Raw genomic sequence first — 25,614 nt, forward strand, 5'->3', positions numbered from 1 at the left:
TTTGTTCCCGCTGGGAATTCTTTATCACGTTAATCCGCGTACATTACTGTATCCATGTCTTTAGAGGATACGTCCCGGAATCACTTTGCATCAATCGAATCTCTGCTGGATGAGGCAGAAAGATATTGTGATCAAGGAAATACCCCTGCTGCACTTTCCTCTCTTGAGACGGCCGTATCAAAGCTTTGCAGCACAGGATCGGGCATACTGTCCGACATACCGGAAACGGATGTGGCGGCGCTTGACGGACATCTGGCGACTGTTCTGCGGCGGCTTGCAGAAAGAGCGGACCTTCTTCCGGAGAATTTTGCGACAATACTAAGTATTACCGGGATTCCTGCATCTCTTGGTGATGAGTTCGCGGACAAGTCTGCTGATCCGCTTTCGGCCGAGGAGATCGTGGAAGCCCTTAAGCTGATCTATACTGCGCCGGATGAAATGCCAAAGGATCCGGAAAATGACATCTCTCTTCTGAAAACCCTGATAGATCTCCTGAATGGACAAAAAACAGTATCAGAAGTGATATTTTCGGATAACGGAGCGTATGATATGCTTGCGGATGCCGCATCGCCGTATCTTGTCACCGGAGCAGTTTATCTCTCAGGTGACGGGGAAGACACCGGGGAGAAGATCCAAAAGATGATGGAAGGACCGATCAAGCGCCTGGTCAGGCTGCTGTTCTCCCTGCTGACCTCTGCATTCATCTCGGGCCTTCTGCTTCTAATCGTCCGGCGGATCCTTGCTGTGAGAAAGATGAGACCCGGTTTTGTAGAGAACGCAGCTTTTGCCGCCTCCGTTTTTTCGCTTACAGCAGTCAACATTCCGGTGATGCTGGAAGGATTACGGGCAGCGGCACATGAACTGAAGGAACTGAGTGCGCTGATCACAACTTCGTAACGATCGTTACGACATCATTATCCTCGACCACATGCTTCAGACCGACTTTGGCTGCGTCATGCTTGACTGAGGTCCCCCATATTTTTGCATATCTGAACTGGTCGACGAAATCACGGTGGAGCCGGTGGCAGATATCTTCGATGGTACTTCCTCTACGCATGATCATCGGCTCTTCCATGTCCGCATCTTCGCCGTAGGGCTTCATGTAGATCCTGACGAACCCAAGGTGTTCATAGATCGCATCCTGCAACTCCGGGATATGATACCCTTTATGTGCGGAGATCATGATGGGGTCGACACCATATTTCTCCCGCATATGCTCTTCGACTTCTTTGCGCTGTTCCTCACTGATCAGATCAACTTTGTTGATGGCAATGAATGCAGGAATGTAGAGCCTGTTTCCCTGCATCGCATCCACGAGATCGTCCTGGGTGACGTTGCTGCCGCGAATAAGAACGTCAGCATTCATGATTTTATTCTCGGCAAGAATGGCGCGGACCTCTTCAAGCCCAAGTTTTACGGCGCCCACCCTGTTCAGCCGGATACCCCCTCCGCCGGTCTTTTTGATCGTGATATCCGGTTTGGGTCTGTTGATCCTGATACCTGAATCGTAAAGTTCCTGCATCAGAACATCCACATGGACTGCGTTGAACACATCCCCTAAGATCACGATCAGATCGGCCGTTCGAACGACTGCGATGACTTCCTTTCCCCTGCCTTTTCCCATCGCGGCGCCGGCGATCAGTCCGGGAATATCAAGAATCTGGATTTTTGCGCCTTTGTATTCCATCAATCCGGGAACTACGGTAAGTGTGGTGAAAGCATAGGCCGCGGTTTCACTCTGCGCTCCGGTAAGCTTATTCAGGAGGGTCGATTTACCAACGGATGGAAACCCGACCAGAACGATGGTCCCGTCCCCTGATTTTTTAACCGCGAACCCTTCTCCCCCGCCTACGGACTTAATTGCCCGCATGATCATGTCGTCTTTAATTTTTGCGAGTTTCGCTTTCAGACGCCCAATGTGCTGCGAGGTTGCTTTGTTGTATTTGGTATTTTTTATTTCGTCCTCAATTGCACGAATTTCTTCTTCGAGTCCCATAGTGTCTATATTTATTGGTACTCGGATATGATGAAGATATGCAGACGTATAAGTGCAGAATCTCTCAGGATGGCGCCTCACACTTCGTCAGCTATAAATATTCATGATGTCTATCTTATTACGCACTTTTGTCTGCTGATATAGTGTAGTGGCCAATCATGCCGGCCTCTCACGCCGGCGACTGGGGTTCGAATCCCCATATCAGCACTGTTTATTTAACACCAAAAATCATTTTCCGCAATATTTTATCCTCGCAGGATCTTTCCGCGCATCTATCGATCGTCTCCCCCCAAACCTCTGCCCGAAGTCCCTCGTATTTTTATTTTTGTATGACCTACAGAATCATACGTGTCTGATGTCATCGTCATAGGGGGAGGGCCGGCCGGATCGGCGGCTGCACGGATATGTGCCAAAGCCGGCTTGTCCACGCGGATCCTTGAAGAGCATGCTTCTTTAGGGTATCCTGTCCAGTGTGCCGGTCTCCTTTCGAATAATGCCTTTGCCGAGTGCGAAGTGTCGGACCGATCCGTGTATAATACGGTCCGCGGAGCGAAAATCTGCGGCTCGGAGGGACATTCCCTCTCCTTCGATGCAAAAATGACGAAGGCCTATGTTGTTGACAGGGGGCGACTTGATCATGAGATGGGGATCTCAGCAGCAGAGGCCGGCGCGGAATTCTCTCTCAAGACCTGTGTGACCAGGATCAATCCGGGAAAAAAAATCATTCATACTGCCGGCGGGGAGGAGCTTCCGTATAACATTCTGATTGCAGCAGACGGTCCGAGAAGTGTTATTGCCCGGGGTCTTGGAATCCCGCCGTCACCCTTCATTTACTCAGGGATCCAGGCTGAAGTTCCATGGAACGGCGATCCTTCGCTCGTCGAACTTCATCCAAACGCTGCTCCTGAATTTTTTGCCTGGGTCATCCCTATGTCTGAAAAAAGAGCACGGGCAGGTCTATGCGGAACAAAGAATGTACCGGAACTTTTTACAAAATTCCTTTCACGTTTTCCCGGGAGCACCATCCACTCGGTAACGGGTACGATCCCAATCGGGATCAGACGCAAGACGTTTGGATCAGGATGCATGCTGATCGGGGATGCTGCCGGTTTTCCAAAACCGACATCAGGCGGCGGGGTATATACAGGCATCCGCTCTGCCCGGTTCGCAGCACAAACGGCGATAGAATCCTTCGAAGCGGGAGATACATCGGATGCTTTCCTTTCCAGATATGAATCACTCTGGCGTCAGGACTTCGGCAGAGAACTGGATATGGGGCTGAAAGCTCTTGAATTCCGCCGGAATCTGGATCCTCAGGACATCGATGCGCTGATCGATGCGCTGAACACCCCCGACAACCTTGATTTGATCACACGTTTCGGAGATATGGACAGACCTTCGGATCTTCTGAAACGTCTGGCGGCAAAACCATCCCTTTACGGAACATTTGGCAGACTCGGATTCAAAGGGATAGTGCGGTCATTCTTCGGGTAATGCGGATAGGAGTATTCGGGTGAATTGCCTGATGTGCTAATCACCCTCTCTCTGTAACACCAATGCTACCATCTTTATGTCCTTAAAGCATACATAATTCATTACAATGCACCTCATTGAAACCCGGGACCTCTGTTACTCATACAGCACATCCAAAGATCCGGTTCTGAGCAATATCAACTTCATTGCCGGCAGAAAACAGCGGATCGCCGTTCTTGGGCCGAACGGTGCAGGAAAAAGCACACTTTTTCGTCATTTCAACGGCATTCTCAAACCGAAATCCGGGTCAGTTCTCATTAGGGGGGAGCCCATTACCAAAGCAAACATCCATGAGGTGCGGAAGTTTGTCGGGCTCGTCTTTCAGAACCCGGATGACCAGGTCTTTTCAACAACGGTCGAACAGGATATTGCATTTGGTCCCTGCAATCTGGGATTGGACGAGGAGACCGTGGCACACCGTGTGGATTCTGTGGTTCAGATGCTCGGTCTTGAGGATCTGCGGAACAGGGCTCCCCATCACCTCTCAGGCGGCGAAAAAAAACGCGTAGCTATCGCCGGCGTTCTGGCAATGGAACCCCAGGTCCTTATTCTCGACGAACCGACAGCCGGTCTCGACCCCCAGGGTGTCAAAGAACTTTTCAGTTTCCTGAACACCCTTCCGGAGAAGTACGGGTTCACGGTTATCTACTCAACGCATCAGGTCGAGCTGGTTCCGGAGATGGCGGACTGTGTCTACGTCATGGAGAAAGGCGCGATCACCGGATACGGCACCCCTCAGGAGATATTTCTTCAGGACGCGCTGATCGAACGCGCCCATCTCGACCTTCCGGCACTTCCCAAACTCATCCGCGCGCTGCAGGCGCAGGGAGTCAGTATTGAATCAGCCTACACATATCAGGATGCTGAAGATTCCTTCATGAAAGCATTTGGGAAAGATCCGGTCCAAAGACCAAAGAAGGATCCCTCGCCTCTTTCTGAATTTGAATCCGTCTGCGGTCATCAGCACGTTCACCCCCACCCCCATCCGCACCAAAAATGACGCTCATCGATGAACTGTTTGATATTGAACATGAGGCTTACCGAAAAAGCCCGGTCCATTCCCTGGATTCACGAGTCAAACTTATTCTTTGTCTGCTGGGCCTTCTGGTAACGGTTCTCCTGCCCTATGTCAGGATCGGTGATCAGATCATTCCCTGGCCTTTAGTGTTTGCCTTTGCTGTAATATATATGCTCTTTGCCGGGCTCTATCTCCTGTCAGGGGCTTCGGTCAGATATTATATCGTCCGGCTTGTTCTGATCATGCCGTTTGGGTTATTTTTTATCCTTCTCCAGCCGTTCTTCGCAAATCCTTACTATGACGTCTACCACGTCATATTCTCTCTTCCGTTTGGCGTGAATATATACTGGGAATCGCTGATCTTCGGCCTCTCACTCTTTGCCAAATTCGTCATCTCATTATCATTCATAATTCTTCTTTCAGCCACTACAACCATGCAGAGCATGCTTGAGGCGGCTTCACGTCTTCATGTTCCCCGACTCTTCATCACAGTAATGAGTTTGACTGTTCGATACATTTTTGTCTTCGCGTTGATTTTTCAGAAGATCCAGTCCGCATTTGCCTGCAAATGTTTCCGCTGGTCCGACCACCGTCTCCCTCTGGGATACCGGCTGAACGTGATCGGAAATGCTGCCGGATCCTTGTTTCTTCGCGCAATGGATCAGGGCGAACGAACCTATGTTTCGATGTGCTGCCGCGGATATGCGGCCAACTCGGCCATGCACTTTCCAAGAAAACCTCTGGTTATTGCCGAGTGGATTTTTCTTCTGTTCGGGGCAGGATATATCGTTTTTTTCCCGGTGCTGGTATATCTCGTGTTTTAACGTGTGGATAACGTCTTGCAGAAGATTTCAAGCCCAATAACAGCACTGCCGCACGCGCATGCAATTTGACTGTCTTCATGTCCGCGCTCTTCCGTTTTTCATTCCAAACTTCCCAAATAAGGCGCTATTGAACGTATTTTGCAGAGAGTTTCCAAGCCCCTCACAAAACTATTTACAGTGACAAATCAACTAGAAAAATAGGAAGTTCCACAGGATTGAGGCGACGTGGGTTAACTTACACCGGGGAGCCGGATAGGGGGTCTGACCAGCCCCTGAATGCTGCAGTCACTGCGATAAACGAGGTGCCGGGAAGACGGAAAATCGTTTCGCCATGGAAACTTATCCATTGACAGGTAGCCAGACTATTTGCGTAATCACTCATTAAAAACCGAGGTGAAAACCACATGCAGAACAAACCTATGGCAGGCAAAAAGGACGCAGCACCTGTTAAATCAGACGCAGCCCCGAAAGCAGCCCCAGCACGCGACGCACCTTCAAAGAAAGGAAACCGCAAGTAATGCGGCCTCGTTTCTGAAGGAAAAAATAGTTGAACATACCCTTATGTGGAGCGGGCACCCCGTTTCACATAAGCTCGCCTGAATTAAGATCGTTTTCTGTCTGCTCTTTTTTGATTCTTCTGACTTCAGAGAGAATACGCTCTAGTATCTCCTTATCTGACGGGACAGATGAGTCGAGAATTTTTCTTACGTGAATGGGGATCCCGTCCATCCGGTATGCAGTACCTTCTGCATCGACTCCGATAACAGAGCCGGGAAGCTGGATCTTTGCAAAGGGCGTGGTCAAAGACACGTACGGATCAAGAACGATAGTATGTATTTTCCCCAGCCGTTCGATGCTTGTTCGCGGAAAGTGTGCGCCGATATCTGTAGAAACGACAAGACAGCAGTCAACTTCATTGCGTTCCAGGAGATCGATCCCGCTCGTTTCACCGGGATTGTAATACGCAATACCGCGTGAGTAGTCGATGGCAAACGGATATCCGGTTGTCAGTGAGAAGATATGGCAGGTTCCGTCAACATTCCAGTGACCTTTGAGTGGAGACAGGGCATATTTGGTGTGACGGCTCAGTTCATCGATGAGTTCTATACCGGCACGGACATTTTTGTATTTGCCTCTTGAATGAGTGAGACCGACACCGGTGAAGAAGATCCCAAACTGCGCATTTAGAAGGATGTCGCCAAGTCTGAGAAGCTGGCCCTTCTCGACCCCGCCGATTTCATCCGGAAGAATATCACCTTTTCCAGAAACGATTGCCCGAAGAGCGTTGAATATGGCAAAGTCGCTGCCCGGTTTTATTTTGAGAAAAACATCCGCCAGTTTTGCCGTCTCTGATTCGCGTATATCCACAACGATTATGGTCCGGTCCTCTCTCCCCTCTTTTCTGAAGTAGCCGGTCGTATAGGTAGTATAACGCGACATATGCCGCGGATGGGCTACCTGCGGATTGCACGCCCAGTAGACCACTACATCAGCTCTGTTTTTGACCTGACCAAGGGTGCATCCCGGATGACCCACCTCCTGGATCGCAAGGACCGTGGGTCCGTGGCACTCGGAAGAACAGTTGTCTATCACCCCGCCCACCTCTTCTGCAAGTTCGATCCCTACCTGCATTGCTTCGGCCGAGGTGCTGCTCCAGCCGTATAAAAGCGGCCTCTTTGCGCGGGCAAGGCAGAGAGCGGTTTTAGTTATCGCTTCATCATAATCAGTGTACCGCCAGGTATCCCCCTCACGGACAGCAGGGGACAGCAGCCGGCCGGCTGCTTTGAACTTCTCAGCAGAAAGCGTACATCCGTTTACGACTTCAGTCACCTTGCCGTTGGAAAAATGAATCTCCAGATCATCACATACGCATCCGCACATCGGACAGACAGCATGCTGGACGACGACCTCTCCGTCAGGACAGCCGGGAACTTTATCGGCAGTTGGAAGATCGAAGGGCACTCCGCCAAGCTCGGTCATAAGATCCGTAGCAGAGACAGAAGTATCTGTCGTGGATGAAACATCGACAGTTATCCCTTTAAAATCAGGCGCCCCGGTTGAATGGGTGTTTCCCGTCAGCAGCGCATTACAGTAAGGACCAAGCGGCATATAGATGATCCCTCTTGGCGTTTCAGGCGATTGGATAGCGGTAAAAACGACGGATGAGACCGGAGAAGACACGAGGACCGTCTCGCCATTTTCGATGTCAAGGTCCATCATGTCCATAGGATGCAGATAACAGACCGACGTACTCCTTGAGTAACACTCCGCCTCTTTGTGGTAGAGGGCTTTTCCTTGTTCGATCGTTCGGCCGCTGCTCATCAGCATTTTCATGACATTGTACCTCTCGTCTCTCTACTTTAAGTAGTCCCCTCTAGTTAATATATTCATTTGTGATTACCCGGATTTCGCGTTAGCCAGCATCAGTTTGATCCGGTTCTCCTGATTGATCCGTGTTGCCCCCGGATCATAATCGACAGCAACAATATTAGAATCCGGAAAATCGACTTTCAGTCTTCTCATCATGCCCTTCCCGACCACATGGTTCGGCAGACAGCCAAAAGGCTGCGTGCAGACAATGTTCGGAGTTCCCGAGTGGATCAGTTCCAGCATTTCGGCAGTGAGAAGCCAGCCCTCCCCCATTTTGTTTCCGTATCCGAGATATCCTTTGATGACGTTTTGCAAATCAGCAAACGTTCCCATCGCACGAAACGTACCTTCCTCTCTGATCACGCCGATCATGATCTTCTGACAGCTCTCGATGTATCTCTGGGCAACACCGATCGCGAATTTTTTCAGTCTGCTGCCGCCGTACAGATCCACGTCAACAGACCGGTTGTTGAATTTGAACAGCATGAAGTCAGTAATGCCCGGAACGATGACTTCCACTCCTTCGTTGAGAAGGAAATCCTCCAGATTATTGTTTCCAAGCGGAGCATACTTGATATAGATCTCCCCGACGATCCCGACCCTGATCTTCTTTTCCGTGCTGCGCGGGATCGCTGCAAAGTCGCGGGTTATTTTTTCCATATATCGTTTCATCTGCCCGCGGCTCATACCCTTTCCATGAACGAAAAGGTCCACGAGATCATCGGTCCATCGTGAGATCAGGGTGTCGGTCGCTCCCTTCTCCAGCTCATAGGGTCTGCACTGATTTCCGAGATGGACCAGGAGATCCCCATACATCATACCATAGATCATCCGGCGGCCGACCGATACAGGGATCTTAAATCCGGGATTTTCCTCCAGACCGGAAAGATTGATGGAGATCACCGGAATGTACTCGAGACCTGCTTTCTTCAGAGCTTTTCTGAGAAGATGAATATAGTTTGAGGCCCGGCATCCTCCTCCGGTCTGACTGATAAGGAGAGCCACTTTGTGGGGATCATATCTTCCGCTTTGGACCGCTTCGATCAGCTGACCAATGACAAGAAGGGCCGGATAACAGGTGTCATTGTGGACATACTTTAATCCGGTCTCCACGATTTTCCGGTCAGTTGAGGTGAGGATCTCGATCGTATATCCTTCGAGTTCGATGATCCTCTTCAAAAGATGGAACATCACCGGAAGCATCTGGGGCATGAGGATCGTGTATTCGCGCTTCATTTCCTCGGTGAAGAGGAGACGCCCGGTCTCATCATACATCAGTTCTGCCATGTTATTTCCTCTCCCGCGCTTCTACTGCCGCGATCAGACTGCGGAGCCGGATCTTGACAGCGCCGAGATTCGTGATCTCGTCGATTTTGATCTGGGTATAGAGTTTTCCGCCGGCTTCAAGTATATCTCTGGTCTCATCCGTCGTGATCGCATCGATCCCGCATCCGAATGAAACCAGCTGGATAAGTTCCATATCTGCCTGCGTGCAGACATATCTGGCGGCAGAGTAGAGTCTTGACTGATAGGTCCACTGATTCAGTACTTTTCTGGGTTGTTTTTCCACAAGATGGGAGATTGAGTCCTCGCTTATGAGCACAAATCCGTAGGAAACGGCCAGTTCATCTATTCCGTGTCCGATCTCCGGATCTATATGATAGGGCCTGCCCGCCATAACAAGGATTTTATGGCCGTTAACTCTCGCGAACCTGATATATTCCTCGCCTTTTGCACGGATCTCGTCTTTATATTTCTCATAAGCCTCATACGCAGCAAGCGCCGCCGCCCGTGTTTCACGTTCCGGGATCCCGAACTCTTTTTTGAAGTAGGCGGCGGCCCGCTTGGCAAAATCTTTGGGTCTGTGCAGACCGAAGTAAGGATCCAAAAATCTGACGTTTGCTAACTCGGAGATGTTTGCTGCGAGAAGTTCCGGGTAGTAGGCGACGACCGGGCAGTTGAAGTGGTTGTCTCCCGCTCCTTCATCGAAGTTGTAAGGCAGACAGGGGTAGAAGATCGTGTCGACACCGTCATTTATCAGGGAGATAACATGGCCGTGCATCAGTTTTGCCGGATAGCAGACCGTATCCGAAGGGATAGTGTGCTGCCCGAGCCGGTAGACGGCGCGGGATGATTCCGGCGACAGGATCACTTCAAATCCGAGTTTTGTAAAGAACGCATGCCAGAACGCAAGGTTCTCGAACATATTGAGTCCAAACGGCAGCCCGATCTTTCCGCGCGGTCCGGGAACACCGGTCAGAGAACGAAGCTTGTCATACTTCCACTTCGCCAGATTCGGCAGATCGTTTTTCTGTTTTCCAAGAGGTCTGCTGCATCTGTTTCCTGAGACGAACCTGCGTCCGTTATCGAAGGTGTTCACAGTAAGACTGCAGTGATTCGTACAAAGACCGCAGGTTATGGGGCGGGCTTTGTGAGTGAAACTTTCGAGCTGTTCCCGGGTAAGGAGGGCTGAATTTTTCAGCTCAGCATCCTTTGCAAACAGCGCTGCGCCATACGCTCCCGATATCCCGGCAATGACCGGCCGGGTGACCTCACGCTCGAGTTCCTGTTCAAAACTCCGGAGAACAGCATCGTTCTTGAACGTCCCTCCCTGAACGACGATATGTTTGCCCAGATCATCGGCGCTGGCTGCGCGGATAACTTTGTAGACGGCATTTTTCACGATAGAGATGGACAGTCCGGCCGATATCTCAGCGACCGTGGCTCCGTCACGCTGTGACTGTTTGACCGATGAATTCATGAAAACCGTGCATCGCGACCCGAGATTCACCGGATGCTGGACAAACAGACCGAGTCTGGAAAACTCCTCGATCTCGTAGCCGAGAGCGCGGGCAAACGTTTCGATAAACGAGCCGCATCCTGACGAACATGCTTCGTTGAGAAAAATACTGTCGACAGCCCCGTTTCGGATCTTGAAACACTTCATGTCCTGACCGCCGATATCAATGATGAAGTCCACGTCCGGGTTGAAGTGCCTGGCCGCACGGTAATGAGCTATCGTCTCAACAAGCCCGATGTCCATATCGAATGCGTTCCTGATGAGATCTTCGCCATATCCTGTTACAGCGCTTCCCCGTATTTTGATCCTGTCTTCTGCAAGACCATAGATCTTCTTCAGCTCTGCAAGCACGATACCGACAGGATTTCCCTGATTCGAGCCGTAGTACGAGTAGAGGATCCCGCAGTTTTCATCGATCAGAACGAGTTTGGTGGTAGTGCTCCCCGCATCCACCCCAAGCCATGCATCCCCTGAATACCGGGTTATGTCTGTCTTTGGCGGCTCATTGCTGTTGTGCCGTCTTACGAATACGTCATACTCTTCCTGCGTGGTAAACAGCGGGGGCATGGGATTTGTGTGCGTCGTGTCATCGACGCTTTCTTCGATCCTCTTCTGGATGTCGGAAAGTTCGAAGATATCGTATCCGTCAGTCGAGAGGGCTGCTCCAAGGGCTGCGAAACAGTCGCCGTTTTCCGGAAAGACGGCATGGTTCTCGTCCAGATGCAGGGTCTCGGTGAATCGTGTTCTCAGTCCTTTAAAATAATACAGCGGTCCGCCGAGGAACACGACCGTCTCGCCCAGACTTCTTCCCTGCGTGAGGCCGGCGATCGTCTGGTCGACGACCGCCTGATAGATGGATGCCGCCACATCCTCTTTTCGTCCGCCCTGATTGAGGATCGGCTGGATGTCAGTTTTTGCAAAAACACCGCAGCGCGAAGCGATCGGATAGATCTTTTCGAAATGCTGTGAGAGTTCATCGAGTTCTTCGACGGTCACGTTCAGCAGTGTTGCCATCTGATCGATGAAGGCTCCCGTTCCGCCTGCGCAGCTCCCGTTCATCCGCTCTTCAAGGCTGCCCTTAAAGAAAATAATTTTTGCATCTTCTCCGCCGAGTTCGATGACGGAATCGGTTTTTGGAAAGTAGGTTTTAACCGCCTTTGCTGTGGCAAAAACCTCCTGGATAAACGGCAGCTCTGCTGATTTAGCAACACCAAGACCCGCGGAGCCCGTGATCAGGATCCTCGCCTTTCTTTCATCCAGAACATTTGCTGCTCTCTTCAGCAGTTCACCGGTTTTTTCCCTGACTTTGGAGAAGTGACGTTCATAAGCCCGATAACGTATGGTATCTGTTTCGTCCAGCACGATGACTTTGACGGTGGTCGAGCCGATGTCGATGCCGATTTTTACTATCGAGATGTTTACAGGCTCCGTCATTTATGGAAACAGTATTGGTCCGGCTTTTCAATATATCTTGCGGGATACATCCGCAGACTCCCGCCCTGCGCGTGTGGAACGTGGGATTAATACTCTCACGGACCTAATACTAACTACTTCAGGTGAATATATGGCAGAAGAAACCGGGGCACTCCCCTCCCGCAGCGATTTTAGCGCATGGTACAACGAAGTTATCCGTCGAGCGGACATTATGGACGTCAGATATCCGGTCAAAGGACTGTATGTCTGGTATCCGTTTGGGTTTGCGCTTCGCAATCATACCTACACGCTTCTTCGCAGTTTGCTGAACAGAGATCATGAAGAGACGCTCTTCCCCCTCCTGATCCCGGAAACCGAGTTCATGAAGGAGGCGGAACACATCAAAGGATTTGAGGACGAAGTCTACTGGGTCACCCACGGCGGTCTCTCGCCTCTTGATGTGAAGCTTGCTCTGCGCCCGACCAGTGAAACGGCCATCTACCCGATGTATGCTCTCTGGGTCCGTTCCCACGCCGATCTGCCGTTAAAGCTCTATCAGGTCGTCAATACCTTCCGCTATGAAACAAAACACACCCGCCCTCTGATCCGCCTTCGGGAGATCACCTCTTTCATGGAGTCGCACACGGTCCATACCGACTGGGACGATGCGAATAAGCAGGTCGAGTATGAACTGGGTCTCGCGTCAGAGTTCTACCGTGAGCTCGGCGTTCCGATCATCATCTCCCGCCGCCCGGACTGGGACAAGTTCCCCGGAGCTGACTTTACGATGGCAATCGACGCCGTCATGCCCGACGGCCGGACTCTCCAGATCGGTACCGTTCACCATCTCGGAGACCACTTCTCCAAGACCTACAACATCACCTACGAGGACGTGAACGGCGAACAGAAACTCGCCTCGCAGACCTGCTTCGGCATCTCCGAGCGATGCATCGCCGCTATCATCGCAGTTCACGGTGACGACAAAGGCCTGGTCCTTCCGGCAACCGTTGCCCCGACCCAGGTCGTTATCATTCCGATCATCGTTGGAAAACGCGGAGAAGAGATCATGGCCGCGGTGGAAAAACTCGAGAGCGAACTGAAAGCTGCCGGTCTCCGCGTGAAAACGGATGCACGCGACATGCGCCCGGGCGCCAAGTATTATCACTGGGAACTTCACGGCGTTCCGCTCAGAGTCGAGCTCGGTCCGCGCGATCTTGACAACAGCCAGCTTGTCTGTGCGAACAGACTGGGCATCAAGACCACGATCCCCCGGGAGAATGCCGCTGAATCCGTGAAACGCCTGCTTGACGAGGCACATGATCAGATCCTTGACAAAGCCGAAGAACACCTGAGCAGTCACCTTAAGACGGTCACTACCGTTGAAGCGTGTAATGAGATGCTTGAAGAGAACATCGTCGTTGTCCACTGGTGCGGTGAGAAAGCCTGCGCTGATAAGCTCGAAGAACTCACCAACTCCTCCCTTCTCGGGACCGGGGTTCGCAGCAAATATGTCGTTGATGACGACGGCCCGTGTATCATCTGCGGAAAAGCAGGCAAAACCGCTCTCGTCGGCAGATCATACTAAACATATCATACATCAGTATCAAAAACATCCATATAAAAACAGAGGATATCATGCAAAACAACGATACATATTCCAAATCAAAAACAGAAAAACCGGGGTCCGCCATGCCGATAGATGAAATGCATGAACTTGACCGGACCCTCGGATTCAAAGAACGACGATATATCGAAGAGCTCCGCATCCTGACGAAATCGACCGCGATCGACTGTATCATCGATGACCGGTTCGAGCGGATCATCTATGTCATCCGTCAGGGTGATATGGGGATAGCGATCGGAAAAGGCGGCGACAACATTAAAAAGATGTCGCGTGTTCTCGGCAAAAGGATCGAGATGGTCGAGTTCGATGAGGACCGCGAGGTTTTCATAGCAAATATGTTCAAACCGGCTGAGGTCGCTTCCGTTTCATTCGGTGAGCGTGACGAGCCGGTCATGGTCACGGTTCCCGAACGGGGAGATTTCGGCCTTGCTATTGGAAAAGGCGGTTCAACGATCGAAAAAGCCCGTATCCTGGTCAGAAGGTTTTATGGGAAAGAGGTTGGAGATATCCTTATACCAAACAGAGGAAACGTATGACCGATGCAAAAGTGTTTGATGAGTTATGGCAGGTGATCTGTGAACGGGCAGATTCCGCCAGTACAGAGAAGTCATATGTCCGCCATCTCCTGTTCCATGAGAAGGGAATCGACAAGTCTCTCGAGAAAGTCGGCGAAGAGGCCGTTGAATTCATTCTCGCCGCAAAAAACGGTGTTTCGGAAAAAACCGTCGGAGAAGCGGCCGATCTGATCTTCCATCTGATGGTTGCCCTGAAAGCAGCTGATGTTGATTTCAGCATGGTCGAAGAAGAACTCGCGGTTCGTCGCGCCGGCATGCATCTTCACGATTAATCCGGTGAATCTGAGGGTTCTGCGCCGACTCAGACGCAACCCCTATTAACCCGAACCTCCACATAATATACATGAAACTCTTAGTCAGCCCAAGCTCAATAGACGAGGCAAAGTACTGCCTTGATGCTGACATTATTGATGTCAAGCGTCCTGCTGAAGGATCGCTTGGCGCTAATTTTCCGTGGGTCATCCGCGAGATCAAACGTATGGCCGGTTCAACTCCCGTTTCTGCGGCGATCGGCGATTACCGCCCGACTCCGGGAAACGCTTCACTTGCTGCATACGGCGCTGCATGCGCCGGAGCTGATTTTGTCAAGATCGGTCTGATGTTCAGTGATAAACAGGCCGCAAAGGAAGTCATTGAAGGGGTCGTCCGTGCTGTCAAAGAGCCGTTCCCGGAAAAGACCGTCGTCATCGCCGGTTACTCAGACTTTGAACGACTCGGCGCGATCAGTCCTTTTGACATCTCACCGCTCGCAGCAGAGTGCGGCGCTGATTTTTCCATGATCGACACCGGTATGAAAGACGGCAAAAGCACGTTCGAGTTTATGGACAGGACAGTTCTTTCTGAATTCACCGATCTGAACAGATCTCTGGGCATCGGGACTGCCCTTGCAGGATCTCTGAAGTTTGCTGACATTCCGGTTCTCAAAGAGATCGATCCGGAGATCATCGGCGTCCGCGGGATGGTCTGCGGCGGAGACAGATCGACGATGGTTCAGGAAGAACTCGTGAAAAAAGCGATTCAGATGGTTAGGTAAACAACATGTTTGGAGAAAAACTCAACATCCCTACAGCACTCACCTTCGATGATGTGCTGATTGAACCGGCAGAATCCTGGATAGAGCCAAATGATGTGGACGTTCGATCCAGATTTTCTAAAAATATTTCCCTCTCCATCCCTCTGGTGAGTGCGGCGATGGATACAGTCACCGAAGCAGAAATGGCAATAGCGATGGCACGCGCCGGAGGTATCGGCGTTCTGCATAGAAACTGTACGCCGGAAGAAGAGGTCGCCTTCGTCACCCGCGTTAAATCAGCTGACAATGTCATCGAACGTGATGTCAGATACGTGACCCCTGACACGACCATTGCTCTAGTTGCAAATCTCATGGACCGTTACTCGATCGGCGGCGTGCCGGTCGTCGGTCCGCATGGAAAACTGCTCGGTATCGTCTCACGCCGTGATGTTCGCGGTCTGGTCAATAAAATCGGAACCGAAACGGTTGAGACAATCATGACGCGTAAACCGATCACGGTGAAAGACGATGTCACAGCAGACGACGCCATCAACATGATGTACACGAAAAAGGTCGAGCGTCTTCCGGTCGTCGATGACAAAGGCAGACTGACCGGGATCATCACGATGCAGGATCTTCTGGAAAAACAGCAGTATCCGAAAGCCAACCGTGACAGGAACGGAAAACTCCGGGTAGCTGCCGCCGTCGGACCTTTCGATATGAACCGTGCACTTCAGCTCTCTGACGCTGGCGTCGATGCGATCGTTGTGGACTGTGCGCACGGACATAATATGCATGTGGTCCAGGGAGTGAAAGATATCAAAGGTTCCGTCTCCTGTGATGTAGTCGCCGGAAATATCGCGACCTCAAAGGCTGCCGGGGAACTTGCAGACTTCGTTGACGGTATCAAAGTCGGTATCGGCCCCGGCTCGATCTGCACGACACGTATCGTTGCCGGTGTCGGCGTTCCGCAAATATCTGCTATTGCAAATGTATGTGATGTCGCAGATCCCGCAGGCGTTCCGGTCATCGCTGACGGCGGTGTCAAATACAGCGGCGATGTGGCCAAGGCAATCGTTGCGGGCGCTTCGTCAGTAATGATGGGCAGCATGTTTGCCGGGACCGATGAGGCGCCTGGCAAGACGATCATCGTCAAAGGCAGAAGATACAAACAGTACCGCGGCATGGGGTCTCTTGGCGTCATGACCTCAGGGAACTCAAGCGACCGGTACTTCCAAAAGAAAGGGATCGGTTCAACAAAATATGTGCCTGAGGGCGTGGAAGGGGCAACCCCGTATGTCGGTTCTGTGACCGATGTCATCTATCAGACGATCGGGGGGCTCAAATCCGCGATGGGATACTCCGGAAGCAAGGATATCGAGAGCATGCGGAAAAACGCACGTTTCGTGAAGATCACCTCCGCAGGACTCAAGGAATCCCACCCGCATGATATTCTGATCACCGACGAAGCACCCAACTATCGTACCAATCTTTAAGATTGGTATCCCTTGTTTTTTAATAGGAGTTACGCGGTGTTCTCTCAACTAAATAGCTTACTTACTTATGGGATGTACTTCGATTTCGTGTACCGTATTTGAGTAGATACCTGAGAAAAACTAACCGCGAATAAGCCCAAATGAGCTTTGCTCATTTGAGGCGGCACGCAAGCCTTCGGCTTGCACGCCTCCGCGAATAAACGCGAATCGCATTTTCCTTGCGTTCGGGTGCTCTGCTCCGGCTGATGCGTGCAAATCGAAGATTTGCGTGCCGCCTCAAATGGGCTTTGCCCATTTGGGCTTCGCCTACGCAGAATCGCACCCTCTCTTGAAAAATGCTGAGGGAAAAACCCGCGTGCGGGTTTTTCTGTTCTTTTATTATTTCTCATACGACACAAAAAGAGAGCCAACTTGAAAGAAAAACCGGCACGCGGGTTTTTCCTTCAGCATTTTTCAAGAGAGGGTGCGATTCTGCGTAGGCGAAGCCCAAATGGGCAAAGCCCATTTGAGGCGGCACGCAAATCTTCGATTTGCACGCATCAGCCGGAGCAGAGCACCCGAACGCAAGAAAAATGCGATTCGCGGAGATTCGCGGAGATTCGCGGTTTTTTTAATCTCATACTTCCACACCCAACCATACCCTTCCTGATTTGGATTCACACCAACACCGCGTAAGTCCTATTTAATTAATAAAAAAAGAAAAAGGATATTTATCCGTTTTTTCTGACCTTATACATTTCATAGGCCATCATCAGTGCCAAAACCGCCAGAGATATGACCAAAAATCCCTGTGCGACGTTATGGATCAGCGGCATAAACGACACACTCTCTATTGCCGAATTGCCCGTTGCCTGGACGGCTAATAGCTCCGCCGTATCACTTGTTTTCATCAGATATCGTGTTCCGATCACCTGATTCATCGTCTGGGGAATAGCGATAACGAGAGAACACCCGATCGCGATAACACCGGCCATGGTTCCGTATCTCTCGGCGATACCTTTGACATCGACGGTCTTTCGCGGAGCGAACACAACGACCTGATCTTTGACCGCATAGATCTTCATCTCACGTCCCTTCTGACTCCACCGGGTATTGGAGATCTCGACCAGCCCTGCTGAAAGCATATTTTCCAGATGATATTTTACCGTTGTCAGGGGCAGACTGGTACGCTCGGCAAGAGCAGTGGCACTTTGCGGATTGCCGGTGAGTGCGTTAAGTAGATCCGCGGATGTGGGAGACGCCATCACCTTGGCAACTTTCTGTGCTTCAAGGGATCCATGTTCCAGCACAATAACGTTCTCTTCCTGCATGATAGATACACTAACAGTATGGACGCGAGGGGTAATAACCCTCTCCTAAACTGCGAAAAAAATGGTAGTTATGACTCTAACGCGGTGCGAATTACTGATTCGGCCTTGAGAAGCGCTTTTCCGACTGCTGAAGGATCTGTTCCCGCTCCCTGGGCGAGATTTTCCTTACCTCCGCCTTTTCCGCCAAGTTCAGCACAGACTTCGCCGACCAGTTTGCCGGCATGGATCCTGCCGTTTCCTGACGAGGCAACAACGCCAAGACCGTCTGCGGTCGTGATCAAAAGAGCCACGCCTCCCCGCTCGGCGATCTTTCCTGCGACCGTCACGAGTTCCTTTCTGGAGACATCGATCTGTTTGATAACGACCTCGACACCGCTAATGTCGATCCCTTCGATCCGGGAAAGCTCGAGTTCGGCGATCTTTGCCCGAAGTTTTTCGATCTCTTTACGCTGTTCTTTCCACTCGGTGAAGAACCGCTCTACAGAACCCGGGAGATTTTCCGTCTGAACAGACAGAGTGTCTGCGGACGTATTCAGCAGATTCTGGATATGCTGCATCGCATCAAGCGCTGCAAACCCTGCCGCAAACTCGATACGTTCGACACCGTCCTGGATATGTTCCAGTTTCAGGATCTTGATCGGCCCGATCTCACCGGTACACTGACAGTGTGTTCCGGCGCATGCCTGGACCTCTGCTCCCATCTGGACAACGCGGATGTCTTTTCCCGGCGGAACGCCACCCTGATACAGGGCAAATCCGAACTTCTGTTCCGCCTTCACCCTGTTTTCGATCTTCACCATTGCGGGGAGATTCTCCATCACCAGACGATTGGCGATAGTTTCGATCTGTTTCAGCTCCTCAGGCGTGATGTGGGTATAGTGCCGGACATCCAGCCGTGCGACATCGGTCGAGAGCTGCGATCCTGCCTGATGAACATGCGGGCCAAGGACCTCCTTTGCGGCGCGAAGGAGCATATGGGTCGCCGAGTGGTGACGCATAAGCGCCCACCGACGGTCTTCATCAAGGACGCCTTTCACTCTGTCGCCGCGCTTCAGGGTGTTCTCACGAACTTTATGAAGGATGACGTTTTCTGATTTGACGACCTCGTCAACACGGACCATCGTCGACTTCGTCACAAGCATGCCGGTATCGGAAGGCTGGCCTCCTCCTTCGGGATAGAACAGGGTAGCGTCCAGCACAACATAGTTGTCAAAGATATCCAGGACCGTTGCATCGAACTCCATATCGGCAGGCCGTTCATAGAAGCTCTTGCGTGTCTCCGGGATCTTGGCGATCCGGTCAGCATACTTCGCGAGCGGTGAGACCGGCTTCTCCGTCTCATTTTCTGAGTGCATGTCCGCGATCTGCGAGTCGAAGTCGTCCGGGATCTCAAACTCAGCGCCGGTCTCTTTCAGGATCTTTCCCATCAGATCGACCGGAATGCCGTGTGAATCATACAGCGTGATCAGTTCGGTGAGCGGGACCGGTTCGTTCTTTTTGACATAATTCTGGCCTACCCGCTGAACAGTTCTTGTTCCGCGTTCGATGGTCGTATCGTACTTCTCGACCTCACGGTTGATGATGTGTCTGACGATTTCCTCATCCTGTTCAAAGTTGGTAAGACCGATCGTTTTCATCTGGGAAACCACAAGATCGCCGAGATCCTCGTCGAGCTTTAAGTCCTGCATCATCCTTATGCTGCGCCGGAGAACGAGACGGGCAAGATATCCTTCACGGACATTGGACGGGACGATTAAGTCGCCGAGCATATAGGCAAGGCATCTTGTGTGATCACAGAGCGCATACACGCTTTCCATCGGAACGATGATCTCTTCGAGTTTTGCAAGCGAGATGTTCGTTGCGTCGGCCACCTGCTGTCTGAGGTCGCGGATCTTTTCGCCGCGGATATCCATGAGGCCGGCAAACTTTGCGTTCAATCCTAAAATGCGCTCGACCTCGGGATTCTCCAGACGATCCTCCATTCCTGCCGAGGTAAGAATACGCGGGATCATCTCCGGGAAAACCGCGTCGTAAGCGGTCGGTGTACCGCAGGATGCCCAGGTAAACCGTTCCAGTCCGTATCCTGTATCGACGATTCGAAGCGGCATCTCGTAGTAATCTTTGCCGTCGATACTGACAGGAGGTTTGCCTGAGTTTTTCCGGGAAAGGTTCATGAAAACGAGTGTGGCAACTTCGAGGCCACCCATTAAGACCTCGACGCTTGCTCCGGCATTTCCTCCGCCGAACCACGGGTTTTCTTTGTAGGTGAGATCGAATATGTTGCCGCCAAGAGACTCGACAAATCCGCTGCAGAGTTCAAGACAGCGGTCCTTCCAGTAGATAGGTTTCTCATCAGTGTTGAAGGCATGGTGTGCCATCATCTCAAAACAGGTGAAGTGTCTGCCCGATCGGCCCACGTTGTCAAGATCGTTCAGTCGTATGCAGGGCTGGGAGATCGTCAGCGGGTTTGCCGGCGGGGGGCATACGCCGCTCGTTACGAACGGCTGGAAGTCTGCGATGGAGGCGATGGTAAGATAGATGTCGTCACGCCATCGTGCGGCTACCGGATATCTGCTGATCCTCGTGTGGCCATGTCTCTCGAAGAAGGAGAGGTATGCCTCCCGCATTTCCGTAAGACTGTGTTTTTTGAAAATCGGATTTCCAATGAACTGATAAGGTTCACACGGTGCATCCCCGCAGATCTCCCGGTTTGGGTCGAGGGTCCAGAATGCACTGCCGCATTTTTTACAGATTTTGCGGACGAATCCGTTTTCTTTAAAGTATTCAAGCTGATATTCGTTTTCTAGCATGGGTAGATCTCCGGTAGAGATAGTATATATTTGTAGGTTCGATGCGGTTAAATGAGTTTGCGTTATGCTTTTCCATGAAAGGCCGGCGTGCGCATTCAGCAGAGAAAGAGAATAAAACTGCGGCCAATTCTACTCTTCAGTTTTCCAATAGGAGTTACGCGGTGTTTATGTGGATTCAATTCGGAAAGGGTATGGTTGGATGCTGGCACATGAGATTTTTTAACCGCGAATAAGCCCAAATGAGCTTTACTCATTTGGGCGTATTCGCGGTTCTTTTATCTCATACACCCACACTAATGCCATACACGAAATCGAAGTAGATCTCATAAGGAGTGCAGGTTTTTTCGGTTGAGAGCACACCGCGTAAGTCCTATTCCAATTAACATCCAAGTGACGCCAAATAGTCCATACTTGGTTTGACATCCTCAAGTCTGAGAACTTCAAGGATAAGCGTCGCATCTCCGATTTCCGGAAGGATTTTTGCAAAATCCACCGTCCCTGTCCCGCACGCGGCATGTTCATCGAAGACCCCCTTATTATCATGGAGATGAAAATGATCCGGTTTTTCCTTGAGAAATGCATCAAGCGTCCCGGTAAGATTTGCGTGCCCAACATCCAGAGTCAAGCCGAGTCCCGCCGCACGAAGTTCCCGGACGAGTTCCGGGCTCTGAAAAAAACAGCAGTCCATCGATCCGAGATTTTCCATGACGAACCGGACGGAGAACATTTCCTGAAGAATCCCAAGGTCCCGGATCGATGTTTGCAGCGCAGAAAACGATGCCTCCCTGTCTGCCGGATCCAGGCAGAATCCCGGATGGATCACAAGCTTCTCGGCGCCCGCCTGATCTGCGATCACGGCGGTATCTCTGATCACTTCGATGCTTGCTCTGCGGATCGGCTCAAAAGGTTCAGCGATGTTTCCGTCAGATGTCGGCGCATGGATCGTATAGCGCAGATCGAATCTCTCGAGAACGGACGCGTGGCGAAAAAGGGAATGATGTGCATCGCACTGGATCTCTACCAGATTTGTGAGCGATTCAAGCGTGTCGAGCGCAGATTCGAGCGGCAGATCCATTACGCAATTTGTGGAGATGCCTGCGTCGTTCATGGATTGCCGGCGTACAGTATCTTCATAAGGGCCGTGATGCCGGGTACGATAACTGCTCCGTTCTCGATGAGGGTTCTGCGAATACGGGTCGCTTCGCCGTTTGTGTAATCCTCACCCTCTCCGAGAAGGTACACCGGTGCAGAGACTCCGGTGAGAGCCTGGAGATTTGCCAGATTGCCGTATCCTACCGGCATGCCGGTGACCACGATCTTATCTGCTCTGGCAAGCATCGTCTTCAGTTTTTGCACAGACCCATCGCTCACGACAGCAAACGGCGGTTCAATGGCCGTCTCAAGCCCGAGTTTTACCGCCGCAAGACAGTCCGAATCGTTTGCCGCCAGCACCCCGGCCGATACGGTAAAACCGTTCAGAGTCAGGGTGTAGAGGACCTCGGTCCCGGTCCCGCCCCCGGAGATCACATGGATGTGTGTGGAGGCGGACGTCGGCAAAACGCCGTATTCCGGAATGAGATGCGGTTTTCCGGTAAGCGGATGGGTCGATACCATCATCCCGACAGAAAAACTCTCCCGGATCTTTTCCGGCGTCAGGACCTCCATGGGGGTCCCGACTGCGAGAATTTTTCCCTGCTTCATCAAAACGATCCGGTCGCAGAAGTATGATGCCAGATTCAGATCGTGAAATACGCCGATCACCGTGATTTTTGGCGTAAGATCCCGGATAAGATCCATGATCTCTATCTGATGATTGATGTCGAGATGGGAGGTGGGTTCGTCCAGAAGGAGGATCTTCGGCTGCTGGGTGAGCGTTCTTGCGATCAGAACGCGCTGCCGTTCTCCTCCGGAAACCTCGGTGATCAGCCGATCCGCGAGGTGGAACGTGTTTGTTGTTTTCATCGCTTCATTGGCTATAGCCAGATCGCCCGGCGATAACGGGGCGAGTTTTCCAATGTGCGGATATCTGCCCATAAGCACGATCTCCCGTACGGTGAACGGAAATGCCACATCGGTCTCCTGACCTACGCATCCGATCGTTTTTGCGAGAGCGCGTGAATCAAATGATTCCGCATCCAGTCCTTCGATGAAAACAGCGCCCTTATCCGGTTTTAATATCCTGGACAGGGCCCGCAGAAAAGTCGTCTTTCCGCATCCGTTCGGCCCGAGGATCCCGATGAATCCGCCCTGATCAACGGCGAGAGAGAACCTTTCGATAACATGACGGTCACCGTATTTTACCGAAATATTGTCTGCAGAAATGGCAGGCGTCATACGCGTGTCCTCCGGCGGAGCAGGTAAATGAAGAACGGAGCTCCAAGGAATGCGGTGATGATCCCGACCGGGATCTCAACGGGAAGGGTTCTCGCGAATGTGTCTGCCCAGATGAGAAGAATGGATCCTGCAAGCACGGATGCCGGAAGAAGGACCCGGTGATCCGGTCCGGTAAAGATCCGCATAATGTGGGGAATGATGAGCCCGACGAACCCGATACATCCGGAAACGGAAACTGCGATGGCAGTAATAAATGTGGAGACCACAAGAAGGATCTTTTTGGTTTTTTCCGTGTTGACCCCGAGATGGATCGCCTCCTCCTCTCCAAGAGCCATGACGTTCAGATCCCGGGAAAAGATGTAGAGAATGACTGCCGCCGCCGGAATGAGGAGAGCGAGTCCCACATCGTCCCAGTAGATGTTCCAGAACCCGCCCATCATCCAGAACATGATCTGATGAAGGCTGTTTCCTGACATGTACATGATAAAGGAAAGCATCGCGGAAAGGAACAGCGAAACCGCGATCCCTGACAACAACAGGGTCTCAACTGCCATCCGGCCGTTTCTCTGCGAGATAATATACACGGTGACCGTTGACGCGGCGGCTCCGATAAAGGCAAAGAGCGGCAGGAGTAATCCGCCGAGAAAAACGATCGCACAGGCTGCTCCAAGAGCGCCGCCGGTCGAAGTCCCGATGATATAGGGGTCTGCCATCGGGTTCCTGAAAAGTCCCTGCATCACGCATCCGGCGGCGGCAAGCCCTCCTCCCACCAGAAGTGCGCCGATCACCCGCGGAAGCCTGACTTCAAAGATCAGTTTTCGGATCATCTCCGAGTCAAAGGTGAGGATGGATAACCCCGATATCCCTATGCAGGTGGTAATGACGATGCTTATCAACAGAACGATGAGGAGCACAGGGAGGAGAAGAACGGGGTGGCGAAGCATAATTGTGTATATGTTGTTTGCGTTAAGAAAAATAAATATGTAATAATCGATCTCTGTTCAATCCCGTCTGCAGATGAAGAGCCCGCCGATGATTCCGGCAATCATCAGGAACACGCCAAATCCGGGTGAAGCCGCGCTCGATCCTGGTTCATTATACTCGCCGAAGATCTCCGGATGAAGGATCTGGGCAAGCTGCTCTAAGGAGATAACGATCCTGGGGCCTCCGCGATCGAAGGTGTCAGAATCCATAACATAAACGGCCTTGTTCTTCACTGCAGTGATACCGCTGAGCTGGGGGTCTGTCAGGAATGCTTTCTGAATGGTATTTTCACCGGTCGTTCCCATTTTTGAACCTGAGTCTACCAGAATGATCTCAGGGTCGGTCGTGAGCAGTTTTTCGAGAGTGATCGTGCCCCAGCCTTTCACATCGGCAAAGGCATTCGTGCCGCCGGCAAGCGTGATCAGTTCGTTCTGGAATGTGTTCGAACCGGAAACCCAGAAGGACTCAACACTCATCGCGTGCATGACCGTGGGTTTTTCCGTAACACCTTGAAGTTTATCGGTTATTGCCCGGATCCGGATCTGCATGTCAGATATTATAGACTCAGCCTCGGAGGTCGTACCGGTACAGGCCCCGATCATCCGGATCGCATCATACGTGCCTTCCACACTGTCTGACTGGATAACGATGACCGTGTAGCCGAGCTGGCGGAGAGAATCGATATTCTCCTGCCCGTTTTTGGGGTTGGCAAAGATGATATCCGGATCTGCCGCAACGATCTTCTCGATATTTACGGTAGCATATCCGCCGATCTTTTGTATTGCCAGGGCTTCTGTTGGATAATTACAGTATTCGGTAACGCCCGCGACCTTGTCACCGAGCCCGAGAGCAAAGATGATCTCCGTGTTTGTCGGGGCGAGTGAGACGATGGTCTGGGGCTGATTTTCTATTATGGATGCAAAGCCGGAGTCGTCGGTGATGGTCACCGGGGTCCAGCCAAGGGCAGAGCCTGAAAATACGGCAAGGGCCAGCAGGAAAATCAGAAGTATTCGTAGATGTTTCATAGTTGTATATGGTTTGTCTTACATAAGTAAATAAATTATGAGTTGGGTTCTCACGAGAGGGACTTCCGGAGTTATGTTGGCTGCCCTGAAGGGGCGGCCTCCGCTGAGGTCGTCCGCGTTTCGCGTCCAACCCGCACTCGAAAACCACCGTTTCCACTCCAAAAAACCACCCCGTCAAACCCCAAAACCATCCGGCTTCCACTCGAAAACCACCATTTCGATTCGAAAATCACCCTCCTCCGATCAAAAATACTCCTCTCCCGACCCCAAAATACCACACCTCAAAGAAAAAATACGCCGAATCCTGCCGATTTCCCCGGCGAAACATCAAGACTATATAAACTAACACACAGGCGCCTGAAAAAAACGATGACCCCCGACAGACTACCTACCTAGGTAGTGACCTAGAGCGGAAGAAAAAACTCTCATCAATCACTTTTTTTTTAGGCGCCTGGTCTATTATTATTATTATTTTATGTACAGTACAGAA

General features: G+C 51.5%; 19 protein-coding genes and 1 tRNA gene. 10 read left to right on the forward strand and 10 right to left on the reverse strand.

Annotation, left to right across the window (positions count from 1 at the left end; all coding sequences use genetic code 11):
- Positions 1 to 54 precede the first annotated feature (54 nt).
- Complete coding sequence (locus tag EYA77_RS02500) at positions 55 to 897, forward strand: hypothetical protein (protein WP_167815770.1); 843 nt, start codon at positions 55 to 57, stop codon at positions 895 to 897.
- Here the strand turns inward: EYA77_RS02500 and EYA77_RS02505 are convergent.
- A complete protein-coding gene (locus EYA77_RS02505) occupies positions 884 to 1,996 on the reverse strand; it encodes a GTP-binding protein (RefSeq protein ID WP_095641765.1) in 1,113 nt (370 codons plus the stop codon). The two genes, EYA77_RS02500 and EYA77_RS02505, sit on opposite strands and share 14 nt — an antisense overlap.
- Positions 1,997 to 2,130: 134 nt before the next feature.
- Between EYA77_RS02505 and EYA77_RS02510 the strand changes: the two genes are divergently transcribed.
- The 4 genes from EYA77_RS02510 (at position 2,131) to cbiQ (ending at position 5,371) form a co-directional block, all read left to right on the forward strand.
- Positions 2,131 to 2,203 (forward strand) — tRNA-Glu (locus EYA77_RS02510).
- A 141-nt stretch (positions 2,204 to 2,344) separates the two neighbouring features.
- Positions 2,345 to 3,490: an NAD(P)/FAD-dependent oxidoreductase gene (locus EYA77_RS02515; RefSeq protein ID WP_167815771.1), complete on the forward strand. Its 1,146-nt coding sequence runs from the start codon at positions 2,345 to 2,347 to the stop codon at positions 3,488 to 3,490.
- Positions 3,491 to 3,596: 106 nt separating this feature from the next.
- Positions 3,597 to 4,529 carry an ATP-binding cassette domain-containing protein gene (locus EYA77_RS02520; RefSeq protein WP_042699168.1) on the forward strand — a complete coding sequence of 311 codons (933 nt, stop codon included), beginning with the start codon at positions 3,597 to 3,599 and terminating at the stop codon, positions 4,527 to 4,529.
- Complete coding sequence (gene cbiQ, locus EYA77_RS02525; RefSeq protein WP_167815772.1) at positions 4,526 to 5,371, forward strand: cobalt ECF transporter T component CbiQ; 846 nt, start codon at positions 4,526 to 4,528, stop codon at positions 5,369 to 5,371. Before EYA77_RS02520 ends, cbiQ begins: the two co-directional genes overlap by 4 nt.
- A gap of 582 nt (positions 5,372 to 5,953) precedes the next feature.
- Here cbiQ and EYA77_RS02530 read toward each other — a convergent pair.
- From EYA77_RS02530 to EYA77_RS02540, 3 genes are all read right to left on the reverse strand, one after another.
- Positions 5,954 to 7,705: a formylmethanofuran dehydrogenase subunit B gene (locus EYA77_RS02530; RefSeq protein ID WP_167815773.1), complete on the reverse strand. Its 1,752-nt coding sequence runs from the start codon at positions 7,703 to 7,705 to the stop codon at positions 5,954 to 5,956.
- Between the two features lie 63 nt (positions 7,706 to 7,768).
- Positions 7,769 to 9,028, reverse strand: coding sequence for a 2-hydroxyacyl-CoA dehydratase (locus EYA77_RS09925; protein ID WP_042699177.1), 1,260 nt, complete (start codon positions 9,026 to 9,028; stop codon positions 7,769 to 7,771).
- 1 nt (position 9,029) lies between these two features.
- Complete coding sequence (locus EYA77_RS02540; RefSeq protein WP_167815774.1) at positions 9,030 to 11,975, reverse strand: acyl-CoA dehydratase activase; 2,946 nt, start codon at positions 11,973 to 11,975, stop codon at positions 9,030 to 9,032.
- 130 nt (positions 11,976 to 12,105) lie between these two features.
- Between EYA77_RS02540 and proS the strand changes: the two genes are divergently transcribed.
- The 5 genes from proS to guaB all read left to right on the forward strand — a co-directional run bounded on the left by proS (position 12,106) and on the right by guaB (position 16,661).
- Positions 12,106 to 13,539, forward strand: a complete 1,434-nt coding sequence (gene proS, locus EYA77_RS02545) for a proline--tRNA ligase (RefSeq protein WP_167815775.1) — start codon at positions 12,106 to 12,108, stop codon at positions 13,537 to 13,539.
- Positions 13,540 to 13,643: 104 nt separating this feature from the next.
- Positions 13,644 to 14,114 (forward strand): NusA-like transcription termination signal-binding factor, encoded by a 471-nt coding sequence (locus EYA77_RS02550; protein ID WP_245241123.1) that lies wholly within the window; start codon positions 13,644 to 13,646, stop codon positions 14,112 to 14,114.
- Positions 14,111 to 14,425: a phosphoribosyl-ATP diphosphatase gene (gene hisE / locus EYA77_RS02555; RefSeq protein WP_167815776.1), complete on the forward strand. Its 315-nt coding sequence runs from the start codon at positions 14,111 to 14,113 to the stop codon at positions 14,423 to 14,425. Before EYA77_RS02550 ends, hisE begins: the two co-directional genes overlap by 4 nt.
- Before the next feature lie 71 nt (positions 14,426 to 14,496).
- The gene (locus EYA77_RS02560) at positions 14,497 to 15,186 is read left to right on the forward strand and encodes a (5-formylfuran-3-yl)methyl phosphate synthase (RefSeq protein ID WP_167815777.1); all 690 of its coding nucleotides are present in this window, start codon (positions 14,497 to 14,499) and stop codon (positions 15,184 to 15,186) included.
- A 5-nt stretch (positions 15,187 to 15,191) separates the two neighbouring features.
- Positions 15,192 to 16,661, forward strand: coding sequence for an IMP dehydrogenase (guaB, locus tag EYA77_RS02565; RefSeq protein ID WP_042699190.1), 1,470 nt, complete (start codon positions 15,192 to 15,194; stop codon positions 16,659 to 16,661).
- 710 nt (positions 16,662 to 17,371) lie between these two features.
- Here the strand turns inward: guaB and EYA77_RS02570 are convergent.
- From EYA77_RS02570 to EYA77_RS02595, 6 genes are all read right to left on the reverse strand, one after another.
- The gene (locus EYA77_RS02570; RefSeq protein WP_167815778.1) at positions 17,372 to 17,971 is read right to left on the reverse strand and encodes a transcriptional regulator; all 600 of its coding nucleotides are present in this window, start codon (positions 17,969 to 17,971) and stop codon (positions 17,372 to 17,374) included.
- Positions 17,972 to 18,039: 68 nt separating this feature from the next.
- On the reverse strand, positions 18,040 to 20,781 hold the full coding sequence (gene alaS, locus EYA77_RS02575; protein ID WP_167815779.1) for an alanine--tRNA ligase: 2,742 nt from the start codon (positions 20,779 to 20,781) through the stop codon (positions 18,040 to 18,042).
- 379 nt (positions 20,782 to 21,160) lie between these two features.
- Positions 21,161 to 21,856, reverse strand: a complete 696-nt coding sequence (locus tag EYA77_RS02580) for a sugar phosphate isomerase/epimerase family protein (RefSeq protein WP_167815780.1) — start codon at positions 21,854 to 21,856, stop codon at positions 21,161 to 21,163.
- A gap of 29 nt (positions 21,857 to 21,885) precedes the next feature.
- Positions 21,886 to 23,115, reverse strand: a complete 1,230-nt coding sequence (locus EYA77_RS02585; RefSeq protein WP_167815781.1) for an ABC transporter ATP-binding protein — start codon at positions 23,113 to 23,115, stop codon at positions 21,886 to 21,888.
- On the reverse strand, positions 23,112 to 24,059 hold the full coding sequence (locus tag EYA77_RS02590) for an iron ABC transporter permease (protein ID WP_167815782.1): 948 nt from the start codon (positions 24,057 to 24,059) through the stop codon (positions 23,112 to 23,114). The genes EYA77_RS02585 and EYA77_RS02590 overlap by 4 nt, the downstream gene beginning before the upstream one ends.
- A gap of 57 nt (positions 24,060 to 24,116) precedes the next feature.
- The gene (locus EYA77_RS02595; protein WP_167815783.1) at positions 24,117 to 25,124 is read right to left on the reverse strand and encodes an ABC transporter substrate-binding protein; all 1,008 of its coding nucleotides are present in this window, start codon (positions 25,122 to 25,124) and stop codon (positions 24,117 to 24,119) included.
- Between the last annotated feature and the right edge of the window lie 490 nt (positions 25,125 to 25,614).

Origin of the sequence: Methanocorpusculum sp. GPch4, from assembly GCF_012062385.1 — an archaeon.
GTDB classification, from domain to species: Archaea; Halobacteriota; Methanomicrobia; order Methanomicrobiales; family Methanocorpusculaceae; genus Methanocorpusculum; species Methanocorpusculum parvum.